This is a genomic window from Stenotrophomonas aracearum (assembly GCF_031834615.1).
GTDB lineage: Bacteria > Pseudomonadota > Gammaproteobacteria > Xanthomonadales > Xanthomonadaceae > Stenotrophomonas > Stenotrophomonas aracearum.
Genome location: NZ_CP115543.1, coordinates 1,742,320 through 1,754,828, shown reverse-complemented (window position 1 = coordinate 1,754,828; position 12,509 = coordinate 1,742,320). Strand labels below are relative to the sequence as shown.

Genomic DNA, 12,509 nt, shown 5'->3' with positions numbered 1-12,509 from the left:
CCCGCGCCCACGCCGATGCGTGCGGCGCTGCTGATGTTCGGCAGCACGATGGCGTTCGGGCTGATGGCCATTGCCATCCGCTATGCCACGCGGCATGTGCCAACCCAGGAAGTGGCGTTCTTCCGCAACGCGTTCGGCCTGCTCGCACTGCTGCCGTTCCTGCTGCGTCCGGGCAGTTCACCGTTCCGTACCCGGCAGCTGCCGCGCTATTTCGTGCGCAGCCTGATCGGGCTGGCCTCGATGTTGTGCGCGTTCTGGGCGATCGGCCACCTGCCGATCTCGCAGGCGATCTCGCTGTCGTACTCCACGCCGCTGTTCGTCACCGTCGCCGCCGTCCTGTTCCTGGGCGAGACCGTGCGCCTGCGCCGCTGGGCCGCGGTGGTCTGCGGCTTCATCGGCGTGCTGATCATCGTGCGCCCCGGCGCCGACTCGTTCAGTCCGGGCCTGCTGGTGGCGGTGCTGGCGGCGGTACTGAGCTCGCTGGTCGCGATCCAGATCAAACAGCTCACCCGCGTCGATGGCGCCGACACGGTGGTGTTCTACACGTATGCCTTCTGGGTGCCGATGTCGCTGGTGCCGGCCCTGTTCGTCTGGGTCTGGCCGAACAGCACCGGCTGGATGTGGCTGATCGCCACCGGCTTGCTCGGCACGCTCGGCCAGTTGATGTGGACGCGTGCGCTGCGCCTGGGCGAAGTCTCCGCGCTGACCCCGATCAGCTTCATGCAGCTGCCGCTGGTGGCGGTGCTGGGCTGGCTGCTGTTCGGCGAAACCCTGGACCGCTGGACCGTGATCGGCGCCGGCATCATCCTCGGCGCCAACGCCTACATCGCGCATCGCGAAGCGGTACTGGTACGCCGCGCTGCCTCCGAAGCCGCCAGCGCTGCCGCAAAACCCGGCGAGTGACTAGCTGCCGCCCATCGCCTGCAATTCCCGCTGCACCAGCGCCTGCACCTCCTCGCGCTGGAACTGCGTAACAAACACCGGCACCGCGAACACGAACGGCAAGCCATCGGCCTCGCGCCGGATCACGTACGCCAATTGCAACCGCGCCAACGCATGCCGCACCTGCTCAGGGTCGACCCGCACCCCGGCCGCATCGAACGCGGCCAGCAGCTCAAGCAACGTGATCCCACGCTCGCCGCTGCCCGCAAGCTGCGCCAACGCCACCTGGTAGACCACGATGCGGTCGATCCGGCATGCCACCGGATCCGGACTCAATCGTGCCCAGCCCGCCAGCGCATCCATCACCGGCTCGCTTACCAGTGCCGCATGCACCTGCGCGGCATCCAGCACGCGTTGCCCGCGCCCGAGCTGGCTGAGCAGCTGCTGGCAGGTGATGGCCACCAGGTTGGCGCGGTGCCCGCACGCGGCCACCAGTCGGTTCGGGAGGTCAGGACTGGCGTAGTGCACGCCCAACCGGGCCATCGGTACGGTCGCCAGGGCCCGGCAGGCGTCCTCTTCCAGGCTGCCGACGTGGATGACGTCACCGAAATTACGCAGCGGCGACGCGAAGTCCAGGGTGACCGCTTCGTACAGGTCCCAGAACCCGGCCAGCATGAAGTGGCAGCGGCCTTCCTCGCTCAGCGCGCGCAGCGCCAGCAACTGCGGGTAGCCCTGCGCGGCTTCGGCGCGCAGGAACAGATCGGTCTCGTCGATCAGCAGCAACAGGCCGCGCCCGGCGGCACGGGCCGAGAGCTCGGCGACCAGCGCATCGATGCCGGTGTCCTCGGCCATGCCCAGCTCCATCGCCAGGCGCATGGTCAGGCGGTGGTCGCGCAGCGACAGGTACACGCAGTGCACGCGCGGGTGGCCGGTAAAGCGCCGTTCGATGGCCTTCATCAGGCTGGTCTTGCCGAGCTGGCGCCCGCCCACCAGCAGGTAGTTGCCCGGCTCGCGATTGAGCACGCGCGCCAGCAGCGACGCGCGGCCGAAGAACGCACCGGGGCGGGTAATGCCGCCGTGGGTCTGGTACGGCGAAATCCGGGTCACCCGCAGCTGGCGCGCAAGCAGGTCGACCAGACCGTCCAGCGCACCGGGCTGCAGCAGCCAGCGCGTCTGCGCGACCTGTTCCAGGCACACGCACAGGTTGGCTGGGTCGTCAGCGTAGGCAACCAGTTCCGGCTCTGCTACCAGCGAAGGACTCACTACCAGCACCACGTCCTGGCCGTTGGGCATGCTGCGCAGCGCGTGCACGATGGCGTCAACCGCCAGCCCGGGCTCGGGTTGGTACAGCCACAGCCGCTCAAGGGCCAGCGGAAGCTTGTCCGGCAGGGTCCACTCGCGGACGAGCCCGGGCAGCGACCAACCTGTCGCGGGCGCGTCGACCGCGCCGATCCGGGCGGCGAGCTGCTGGGCGCGGGTGTCGGGAGACGCGTGCAGCTGGCGCAGCGCGTCGCGCCACCGCACCGTGGCAATGCCAGCGCCCGCCAACACGCGTTCGCGCAGACGCAGCCAGCCCAGCTGGCGGTCGATGGCGGGAAGGCCCTGCAGCGGCTGCTCGAACAGCAGCTTCGGCTCGGCGATGATCGCGGCCACGGCCGGCCGCACCCAGTACCAGAGCAGGCCGAGCGCGGCCAACCCGAGCACCGAACCGCCCAGCAGCAGCGACAACCACTGCACGATGGTCCACGGCTCCTGCGCGCGGCAGTTGGCCGGCAACCACCGCGCGGGCGGCGCCGGAGTGCCCGGACGACAGCGCCAGTACTGGGTGCTGGGTTCCAGGGTCTGTTCGATCACCGTGCCGCCCAGTCCGCTGTTGGCCGGGAAGCGATCGCTGAAGCGCAGTCGCAGCACCCACGGGCGCGGCAACTCGGCCTCCACCAGCGTCTCGGCGGGATCGTGCACGCCGGGCACCGCGACCTCGCTCGGCCAGGTTTCATGCTGCAGCCAGTACGACAGCGCTTCTTCGCGCAGGAACATCATGTCAATGTTCGCCCGCTGCATCAGCATCATGCTTTCGCCGTCGCGCTGCATGCGCCACAGCTGGACCGGATTGAGCCACGGCACGAACAGGTAACTGCCGACGAACCAGGTGAGCCCGATCACCAGCAGCAGCGGCACGCCCACGCCGAGCGACCTGCGCGGCAAGGTCATCATGCCGGTTGCGCCTCCAGCCCTTCGATCACCTGGTGCACCGCGCGGCGGATCGCTTCGCAACGCCATTCCAGGAACGCGCCGTGCGGCTGCGCGCGGGCCGCCAGCAGGTTGCTCCAGTACAGCTGGCGCAGCAGTGGATCGGCCAGGTAGGGGCGCGCCGGTCCCAGTGAGGGGCGCGCCAGCCAGCCTTCCACCGTGCTGCGGGTAGCCGGATCGCGCAGCAACGGCACCAGCGCTTCCCACAGCCGCGGATGGGTGGACAGCGTTTCGGTGATCGCCGCATCGTCCAGGCTGGCGTCGGCCAGCAGCACCAGCGCCGCCTGGGCCAGCAGGGGATGCCCACCGGAAAGATGCAGCGCACGCATGAGCGTGGCCTCGGTCGCGTCGACCGCGCCACGGCGCAGGTCATCCACGCCCAGTTCCGGCCAGCTCTCGGTAGCGGCGATGTTGAGCAGCGACAGATCGCCGCCCTGGTATTTGAGGTCGGCCAATGCAGCGCCGCCGCAGATCAACAGGTGCAGCTTGCCGCTGTACATTTCGCTGAGGCTGCGCAGGATTCCGGCGAGCACGTCGCGCGGTTCGGGCGCGCCCTGCTCGAAGCGGCTGACCAGGCAGAACAACGGGCCGGGCTGCTGCAGCACGCGCGCCAGCGCCATTTCGAAGCTGGCATCGGAGGACACACCGTCCAGCCCGCATTGCGCGGCCAGCAGTGCGAAGTAATCCTGGTCGCCCTCGCCGGCGCGGAACGGGGGCTGCAGGTGCAGCACCCGATCCCTTCCATAGCGCATGGCCGCCTCGGCCAGGATCGCCGCGCGCTCGGGCGGCTGGCCCCAGTGCGCCTGGGTCAGCAACAAACTGACCGGATACGGCCGCAGTGCCTGCAGCCGGTCGAACAACCGGGTGACGGTGGGCGGCACCAGCACCGGTGGCGCCGCCTGCCCTTCATTGGCTGCCGTGGCGGCCGGCTCCGCCGGAAACTCCGGTTCAAAGCCGGCCGACTGCAGCAACGCGTTGCACTCGATTTCGGTCAGCCGCAGGTAGTTGGCGCAGGCCAGCACGCGGTCGCGATGGCGGCGGCTGGGCCGCGAGATGCCGGCCCGCCAGTTGTTGACCGCCTCACGGCTGATCCCGATCTCCGAGGCCACCCCACCCGCGCTGGCGCGGATCCGCCGCATGTGCCGGGACAGCAGGTCCGCGAAGTCCAGGGCAGGCATGGGAAACGACCAGAAAGGGAGTGAGCCGCACACCCTACCGTGACCGCTTGGACTGTCAACCATATGCGAACCGGCCACGACGGTCTCCCGGCTCAGCCGGCCGGGACGGCGGGCGTCTGACGCACGAACAACTTGCGGGTCAGCAGCAGGTGCACGATGAAGGCCAGGATCGCCAGCATGCCCAGCGCCACGATCACCCGCCCCAGCACCGAACCCAGGCTCTTCTGCCCTTCCAGCCGGTCCAGCCGCTCGAAGTGCGACGGATCGGCCCGCGCGTACGCCACGGTGACCTGCGGTTCGTCGCCCAGGTACGGCGCGGCATTGTCTTCGGAGGTGGAGAAGGTGCCGGTATGGGTAACGCCGTTGGCTTCGAAGTCGTAACGGAAGTGGTACTGGTAGGAGACCCTGCCCTTGCGGCGCTTCTCTTCGATATGGTCGACCTGCACCGGCGCCTGCACGGTCACCGCATCCTTGAGGATGGCTTCCGCCTCACGGTGCCCGCTCAACGCGGACCAGGCGAAGAACACGGCCAGCACGGCGTAGCCGATGCTGCACAACCAGCGCGAAGCGCGGGACAGGCGAGCGTGCGAGGTGTCTGAAACTGGAATGCTGATCATGTGGTTTCCCCAAAAATGGACCGATTGCGTCATCAGCCGGCAGGCCGTGACTTCGGTTGCCAGTGTGGGCGGGGGCGATGCGTTGCTGAACGGGCAGCCTGTCAAGTCAAGGCATGCGGCACCTGACGATTCGTCAACCGGGCCGTCCGGCGACGGGGACCCGGCCACATATTGCACTGCGTCATGTAACCGATTACATCCCCTGTTAGGGTTGCCCCGCCTCACTGGCGAGGCACGAGTACGAGGTTGTTTTCGATGGGCTTGCATGTAGTTCGCCGCACGCTGTTGTTTTCCACACTTGGCCTGTTCCTGGCGTCGTCGGGCTTCGCCCAGGACCTTCCGCCCCGGTCGGCGTGGAAAGCCAGCAGTTCCTCCCAGCAGGTCGCGGCCATGGCGATCGGTCACCTGATCGATAACGACCCCAAGACCGTCACCGGCGGCGCCTTCAGTCCCGGGCACTGGTTCCAGATCGACCTGGGGCAGCCCACCACCCTCACCGGCGCGCGCGTGACCTGGGATGTCTCCAATCCCGAGGGCTACAGCCTGCAGACCTCGCTGGACGGAACGCAGTGGCAGACCGCGTACACCATGCGCGATTCGCTGGGCGGTATCGAAACCGTGTCCTTCGCCCCGCGCCAGGCCCGCTACCTGCGCCTGGCCAGCCCCGAGCGCACCTCCGACTGGGGTGTGTCCATCTTCGAACTGGAGCCGCTGGATGCGCGCACCGGCCTCCGCGTTGCCGGACTGGATGCAGCCCAGGCAGCGGCGCTGTGGCAGGGCGGCAGCGCCATCGCCGTTCCCGCCAGCAAAGCGGGTAGCCATGTGCTCGACATCGCATTGCCGCACGCGCTGGCAACCACCGGCCTGGCCGTTGAATGGGCCGGCGCGCACGGCGCCGCACGCCTGCAGGCGCAGGACGCCCACGGGCGATGGACCGACCTTGCGCACGACCCGCAGGCCGGCAGCCGCCAACAGAGCTGGCTGGCCGGCACCGCGCCGGTGACCGCGCACGCCCTGCGCCTGCAGGTCGACGGCGACGCGCCGAAGATCGCCCGCGTGCGCCTGCTCGGCCCCGCTGCGGTCATGACCCCGATGAAGCGTTACCAGATCGCCGCCAGTGGTGCGGACCGCGCGTTGTTCCCGGCCTCCCTGCACATGCAGCAGACCTACTGGACCGCCGTGGGCGTGCATGGGGGCCTGCAGAAGTCGATCTTCGACGAGCACGGCAACATTGAAGCGTTCAAGGGCGCGCCGCTGGTGCAGCCGATCTGGCGCAGTGCCGACGGCACCACCGCTGCAGCCGCCAACCAGTCCGTGCAGCACGCGTTGCGCGATGGCTGGAAGCCGATGCCGTCTGCCACCTGGCAACCGCAACCCGGGTTGGAGCTGCGCAGTGAAGCGTTCGCCGTGGAGCTGGACGGGCAACCGGTCACCCTGGTCCGCCATCGCCTGCACAACAGCGGCAGCGCGCCGGTGGATGGCACCCTCAACCTGGTGGTGCGGCCGATGCAGATGAATCCGCCGTGGCAGAACGGTGGGCTGTCGCCGATCCGCAGCATTGCGGTCGAGGACAACGCGGTGCGGGTCAACCAGCGCACGCTGCTGCGCTCGCTCACCCCGGTCGAAAGCGCCGGCGCGGCTGCGTTCGGTCCCGATGGCAGCACCGAGATCACCGCCGCCGTCGCAGCGGGTCAGTTGCCCCGTGCGCAGCAGGCGGACGATTTAGAGGGCCTGGCGTCAGCCGCCCTCGCCTACCGCATCCAGCTCGCACCGGGTGCCAGCCAGTCCGTGGTCGTGGCGTTCCCGCTCGGCACCGCGCCGGCCGACGCGCACGGGGTGTTGCCGGAAGCCCCGGCGCTCGTGCTGGATACCGCCGATGCGGATGCCACCTTTGACACGCTGGCCAGCCGCGCCGCCAACGACTGGCAGGCACGCCTGGGCCAGGTCGGACTGCGCCTGCCCGACCCCTCGCTGGTGGACATGCTGCGCGCGCAAGCCGCTTACATGCTGATCAACCAGACCGGCCCGGCCATGCAGCCCGGTCCACGCAACTACAACCGCTCCTTCATCCGCGACGGCATGGCCACTTCGGCGGTGCTGCTGCGCATGGGCGAGTCGAAGATCGCGCGCGACTACCTGGCCTGGTACACCGAGCACGGTGTGCATGAGAACGGTCTGGTCTCCCCTATCCTCAACAACGACGGCAGCGTCAACACCGGTTTCGGTTCGGACATCGAGTACGACAGCCAGGGCCAGTACGTGGCGCTGGTGGCCGACGTCGCCCGGCTCGACGGCGGGCCGAAATCGGTGCGCGCTTACCTGCCCAAGGTGAAGGCCGCACTGCGCTTCCTGCAGGAGCTGCGCGAGCGCACGCTGGTGCCCGGCTACATGGCCAACCAACCCGCGCCGGAACGCTTCGCCGGCATCCTTGCGCCGTCGATCAGCCATGAGGGCTACCCCTCGCCGACCCACAGCTACTGGGACGACTACTGGGGCCTGAAGGGCTGGCACGACGGCGCGTGGCTGGCTGAGCAGCTCGGCGATCATGAAACTGCCGCATGGGCGCGCGAACAGTACCGTGCCCTGCACGATGCGCTGGCCGCCTCGATCCGCGCCACCATGGCGTGGAAGGGCATCGATTTCATTCCTTCCTCGGCAGACCTGGGCGATGGCGACCCAACCGGCGTGTCGATCGCACTGGACCCGACCGGCGCGCAGGACGTGCTGCCGGAACAGGCGCTGCGCACCACCTTTGCCCGCTACCTGGACGACGTGCGCAAGCGCAACCAGCCCGACGCGCTGTACGCCTACACGCCGTATGAAATCCGCAACGTGCTCAGCTACGTGCACCTGGACCAGCCGGAAGCGGCCAACGAACTGCTGCAGGGCCTGCTGCACGACCGCCGCCCGCTGGAGTGGCAGGTGCTGGCCGAAGTGGTCCACTCGCGGCTGCGTTTCCCGCGCTACCTCGGCGACATGCCGCATACGTGGATCGGCGCGGAGTACGGCCGCACGTTGTTCGGCATGCTGATGCGCGAAGACGACGATGCGCTGTCGCTGCTGCCGGGCACGCCCAAGTCGTGGCTGGTGGGCGACGGTCTGGCAGTGGAGCGGCTGCCGACCGCGTTCGGGACGTTGCAGATGGAGGCGAAGGAACGCGACGGCACGTTGCACGTCACGCTCGGCAAGGGCCTGCGCAAGGACACGGCGGTAAGGGTCTGGTGGCCCAGCCGCACGAAGCCGAGCGACGTGCGGGTCGACGGCCGCGCGGTGAAGGACTTCGACGACAAGAGCGTGCTCATCGACAAGCCGTTCCGCACGCTCGAAGCGCGCTGGTAGGGAAGCTCTCCCCGACGCGGGCAGCAACGCACAAGGGCGCCTTTCGGCGCCCTTGTGATTCAACGGCAGCGGGGCAGAACCCCGCTCTACCGGGTGGGGATCATTCCCACTCGATCGTCGCCGGCGGCTTGCCGGAGATGTCGTAGACCACGCGCGAGACGCCGCGCAGTTCGTTGATGATGCGGTTGCTCACCGTGCCCAGGAAGTCGTACGGCAGGTGCGCCCAATGCGCGGTCATGAAGTCGATGGTTTCCACCGCACGCAGTGCGATCACCCATTCGTAGGCACGTGCGTCGCCGACGACGCCGACCGACTTCACCGGCAGGAACACCGCGAACGCCTGGCTGGTCTTGTCGTACAGGTCGGCCTTGCGCAGTTCGTCGATGAAGATCGCATCGGCCTTGGCCAGCAGTTCGGCGTACTCGCGCTTCACTTCGCCGAGGATGCGCACCCCCAGGCCCGGGCCCGGGAACGGGTGGCGGTAGACCATGCTGCGCGGCAGGCCGAGTTCGACGCCGAGGCGGCGCACTTCGTCCTTGAACAGTTCGCGCAGCGGCTCGACCAGGCCCAGCTTCATGTGCTCGGGCAGGCCGCCGACGTTGTGGTGGCTCTTGATCACGTGGGCCTTGCCGGTCTTGCTGCCGGCCGACTCGATCACGTCGGGGTAGATGGTGCCCTGCGCCAGCCACTTGGCGTTGCTCAGCTTGTTGGACTCTTCGTCGAAGATGTCTACGAACAGGTTGCCGATGATCTTGCGCTTGGCTTCCGGGTCGCTCACGCCTTCCAGCTTGGCGAAGTAACGGTCGGCCGCGTTGACGCGGATCACCTTGACGCCCATGTGCTCGGCGAACATCGCCATCACCTGGTCGCCTTCCTGCCAGCGCAGCAGGCCGGTGTCGACGAACACGCAGGTCAGCTTGTCGCCGATCGCCTTGTGCAGCAGCGCGGCAACCACCGACGAATCGACGCCGCCGGACAGGCCAAGGATCACTTCATCGTCGCCCACCTGTTCGCGCACGCGGGCGATCTGGTCGTCGATGATGTTGGCGGCGGTCCACAGGGTCTGGCAGCCGCACACGTCGACCACGAACCGACGCAGCAGTGCCTGGCCCTGCAGGGTGTGGGTCACTTCCGGGTGGAACTGCACGCCGTACCAACGCTTCTCTTCGTTGGCCATCGCGGCCACCGGAATGCGGTCGGTGGTGGCGGTGACGGTGAAGCCCGGGGGCGCCTTGGACACGTGGTCGCCGTGGCTCATCCACACATTGAGACGCGGCTCGCCGCCGTGATCGCTCAGGCCCTTGAACAGCGCATCCGGGTTGACCACGTTGACTTCGGCATGGCCGAACTCGCGCTGGTCGGCCGCTTCGGTGGCACCCCCGAGCTGCGCGGCCAGGGTCTGCATGCCGTAGCAGATGCCGAAGATCGGCAGGCCGCTGTCGAACACTTCCTGCGGCGCGGCGGGCGCGCCCGGCAGGGTGGTGGATTCCGGGCCGCCGGACAGGATGATGCCCTTGGCGCCGAACGCGGCGATCTCGGCCGGGTTGTGGTCCCATGCCCAGATCTCGCAGTACACGCCGAGCTCGCGGATGCGGCGCGCGATCAGCTGGGTGTACTGCGCGCCGAAATCGAGGATGAGGATCTTGTCGTTATGGATGTTGGTCATGGCGCCCGGAAAGAACAGGTGGAAAATCTCAGAAACAAAATTCGATGGCAGATAGAGAAAGAGGAACGGGAATCAGCTTCCTCGTTCCTCTCTGCCCCTCCGCATCAAGCGCGGTAGTTCGGCGGCTCTTTGGTGATCTGCACGTCGTGGACGTGGCTCTCACGCTGGCCGGCGCCGCTGATCTTGACGAACTTCGGCTTGCTGCGCATGTCTTCGATGGTGCCGCAGCCCACGTAGCCCATGGTGGCGCGCAGGCCGCCCATCAGCTGGTGGATGATGCCGCCGACCGGGCCGCGATACGGCACGCGGCCTTCGATGCCTTCGGGAACCAGCTTGTCGGCGCTGGACGCGTCCTGGAAGTAGCGGTCCTTGGACCCCTTCTCCATCGCCGCCAGCGAGCCCATGCCGCGGTAGCTCTTGTACGAACGACCCTGGAACAGCTCGGTTTCACCCGGCGATTCCTCGGTACCGGCCAGCAGGCCACCGATCATGATGGTCGAGGCACCGGCAGCCAGCGCCTTGCCGATGTCGCCGGAGTAGCGGATGCCACCGTCGGCGATCAGCGGGATGCGGTCCTGCAGCGCTTCGGCGACCAGGTCGATCGCGGTGACCTGCGGCACGCCGACACCGGCGACCACGCGGGTGGTGCAGATCGAGCCCGGGCCGATGCCGACCTTGACCGCGTCCGCGCCGCTGTCCAGCAGCGCCAGGGCCGCTTCGCCGGTGCAGATGTTGCCGCCGACGACCTGCACCTGCGGGAAGTGCTTCTTGACCCAGCTGACGCGGTCCAGCACGCCCTGCGAGTGGCCGTGCGCGGTGTCCACCACCAGCACATCGACGCCGGCCGCGACCAGCGCTTCGACGCGACGGTCGGTGTCGCCGCCCACGCCAACGGCCGCGCCGACCAGCAGGCGGGTCGCGATGTCCTTGGCGGCGTTCGGGTAATCGGTGTTCTTCTGGATGTCCTTGACGGTGATCAGGCCGCGCAGGGCGAAATCATCGTTGACCACCAGGATCTTTTCGATGCGGTTGCGGTGCAGCAGCTGCAGGACTTCGTCGGACGCAGCGCCTTCCTTGACCGTGATCAGGCGATCCTTCTTGGTCATGATGTGGCGGACCGGATCGTCCAGCTCGGTCTCGAAGCGCATGTCGCGGTGGGTCACGATGCCGACCAGCTGGCCGCCGTCGACCACCGGCACGCCGGAGATGTTGCGCGCCTGGGTCAGGGCCAGCACGTCGCGGATGGTGGTTTCCGGACCGACCGTGATCGGGTCGCGGATGACGCCGGCCTCGAACTTCTTGACCTTGGCCACTTCAGCGGCCTGCTGCTCCACGCTCAGGTTCTTGTGGATGATGCCCATGCCGCCGAGCTGGGCCATGGCGATCGCCAGGCGGGCTTCGGTAACGGTGTCCATGGCAGCCGAAAGGATCGGCAACTTCAACCGCAGGTCACGCGTCAGGCGCGTCTCCAGGGTGACGTCCTTGGGCAGGATGGTCGAATGGGCGGGGACGAGCGAGACGTCGTCGTAAGTCAGTGCTTCAGCCTGGATGCGCAGCATCGGCATACCCGAGATGTGGGGAAGCGCGACATTTTACCCTGATTTGGCCCCGATGGGCAGGGGCCAGATGCGACGCTGTGTCGCGCCGCGTGTCGCCATTCAGGACGCTTCGGCGGCCTCAATCGTATTCTGCATCAGGGTGGCCACGGTCATCGGCCCTACCCCACCCGGCACCGGGGTGATCCAGCTGGCGCGCTGCGCGGCCGCGTCGAAGCCCACGTCGCCGACCAGGCGGCCGTCGTCCAGGCGGTTGATGCCCACGTCGATCACCACCGCGCCCGGCTTGACCCACTCGCCCGGCACGATCCCCGGGCGGCCCACCGCGACCACCAGGATGTCGGCGTTGCGCACCGACTGCTCCAGCACGTCCTTGGGGGTGAACTTGTGGCAGCTGGTCACCGTGCAGCCGGCGATCAGCAGTTCCAGGCCCATCGGCCGGCCCACGTGGTTGCTCACGCCGACGATGGTGGCGTTGCGGCCGCGCACCGGCTGGTCGGTATGGCCGAGCAGCGTGGTGATGCCGCGCGGGGTGCACGGGCGCAGGCCGAATTCGCGCAGCGCCAGGTGGCCGACGTTTTCCGGATGGAAGCCGTCCACGTCCTTGCGCGGGTCGATCCGGTGGATCAGGCGGCTGGCGTCGGGAATGCCCGGCAGCGGCAGCTGCACCAGGATGCCGTGGATCTTCGGGTCGGCATTGAGCTGGTCGATCAGGGTCAGCAGCTGGGCTTCGCTGGTGCCGGCCGGCAGGTCATAGTCGAACGCTTCGATGCCGACCTTCTCGGCCGCGCGGCGCTTGTTGCGCACGTACACGGTCGAAGCCGGGTCGCCGCCGACCAGCACCACGGCCAGCCCCGGCCGGCTGCCACCGGCGGCCAGGCGGGCGTCCACGCGCACCTTCAGGCTGTCCAGCAGGTCTTCGGCGATGCGGCGTCCGTCCAGGATGCGGGCGGAATGGGGGGCGGCGGAGTCGGTCATCGGGCGTGCGGCGTGGGGCGGCGGGGAGCGTATTGTCCTTCAT

Annotated in this window: 8 protein-coding genes; 2 read left to right on the top strand and 6 right to left on the bottom strand. The window is 68.3% G+C overall.

All coding sequences use genetic code 11. The features are described 5' to 3' along the window. Positions 1–15 precede the first annotated feature (15 nt). Positions 16–903, top strand: a complete 888-nt coding sequence (locus tag PDM28_RS08135) for a DMT family transporter (RefSeq protein WP_311184670.1) — start codon at positions 16–18, stop codon at positions 901–903. Here the strand turns inward: PDM28_RS08135 and PDM28_RS08130 are convergent, their stop codons facing one another. The 3 genes from PDM28_RS08130 to PDM28_RS08120 all read right to left on the bottom strand — a co-directional run bounded on the left by PDM28_RS08130 (position 904) and on the right by PDM28_RS08120 (position 4,927). Beyond that, positions 904–3,096 (bottom strand): hypothetical protein, encoded by a 2,193-nt coding sequence (locus PDM28_RS08130; protein ID WP_311184403.1) that lies wholly within the window; start codon positions 3,094–3,096, stop codon positions 904–906. Then, the gene (locus PDM28_RS08125; protein WP_311184402.1) at positions 3,093–4,310 is read right to left on the bottom strand and encodes a hypothetical protein; all 1,218 of its coding nucleotides are present in this window, start codon (positions 4,308–4,310) and stop codon (positions 3,093–3,095) included. The genes PDM28_RS08130 and PDM28_RS08125 overlap by 4 nt, the downstream gene beginning before the upstream one ends. Before the next feature lie 92 nt (positions 4,311–4,402). Further along, positions 4,403–4,927, bottom strand: a complete 525-nt coding sequence (locus PDM28_RS08120; RefSeq protein WP_102945596.1) for a DUF3592 domain-containing protein — start codon at positions 4,925–4,927, stop codon at positions 4,403–4,405. Between the two features lie 255 nt (positions 4,928–5,182). Here PDM28_RS08120 and PDM28_RS08115 point away from each other — a divergent pair, with 255 nt between their 5' ends. Beyond that, complete coding sequence (locus tag PDM28_RS08115; RefSeq protein ID WP_311184401.1) at positions 5,183–8,266, top strand: galactose-binding domain-containing protein; 3,084 nt, start codon at positions 5,183–5,185, stop codon at positions 8,264–8,266. Positions 8,267–8,366: 100 nt separating this feature from the next. Here the strand turns inward: PDM28_RS08115 and guaA are convergent, their stop codons facing one another. The 3 genes from guaA to folD all read right to left on the bottom strand — a co-directional run bounded on the left by guaA (position 8,367) and on the right by folD (position 12,466). Beyond that, positions 8,367–9,932 carry a glutamine-hydrolyzing GMP synthase gene (guaA, locus tag PDM28_RS08110; protein ID WP_311184400.1) on the bottom strand — a complete coding sequence of 522 codons (1,566 nt, stop codon included), beginning with the start codon at positions 9,930–9,932 and terminating at the stop codon, positions 8,367–8,369. A 104-nt stretch (positions 9,933–10,036) separates the two neighbouring features. Further along, positions 10,037–11,491 carry an IMP dehydrogenase gene (guaB, locus tag PDM28_RS08105; protein WP_070207203.1) on the bottom strand — a complete coding sequence of 485 codons (1,455 nt, stop codon included), beginning with the start codon at positions 11,489–11,491 and terminating at the stop codon, positions 10,037–10,039. A 99-nt stretch (positions 11,492–11,590) separates the two neighbouring features. Next, positions 11,591–12,466 (bottom strand): bifunctional methylenetetrahydrofolate dehydrogenase/methenyltetrahydrofolate cyclohydrolase FolD, encoded by an 876-nt coding sequence (folD, locus tag PDM28_RS08100; protein WP_070207190.1) that lies wholly within the window; start codon positions 12,464–12,466, stop codon positions 11,591–11,593. Positions 12,467–12,509: the final 43 nt, after the last annotated feature.

Bases quoted from the DNA above. Each gene is read 5' to 3' on its own strand.
- guaB (WP_070207203.1), bottom strand. From the start codon at position 11,491: ATGCTGCGCATCCAGGCTGAAGCACTGACTTACGACGACGTCTCGCTC.
- PDM28_RS08130 (WP_311184403.1), bottom strand. From the start codon at position 3,096: ATGATGACCTTGCCGCGCAGGTCGCTCGGCGTGGGCGTGCCGCTGCTG.
- folD (WP_070207190.1), bottom strand. From the start codon at position 12,466: ATGACCGACTCCGCCGCCCCCCATTCCGCCCGCATCCTGGACGGACGC.
- PDM28_RS08115 (WP_311184401.1), top strand. From the start codon at position 5,183: ATGGGCTTGCATGTAGTTCGCCGCACGCTGTTGTTTTCCACACTTGGC.
- guaA (WP_311184400.1), bottom strand. From the start codon at position 9,932: ATGACCAACATCCATAACGACAAGATCCTCATCCTCGATTTCGGCGCG.
- PDM28_RS08120 (WP_102945596.1), bottom strand. From the start codon at position 4,927: ATGATCAGCATTCCAGTTTCAGACACCTCGCACGCTCGCCTGTCCCGC.
- PDM28_RS08135 (WP_311184670.1), top strand. From the start codon at position 16: ATGCGTGCGGCGCTGCTGATGTTCGGCAGCACGATGGCGTTCGGGCTG.
- PDM28_RS08125 (WP_311184402.1), bottom strand. From the start codon at position 4,310: ATGCCTGCCCTGGACTTCGCGGACCTGCTGTCCCGGCACATGCGGCGG.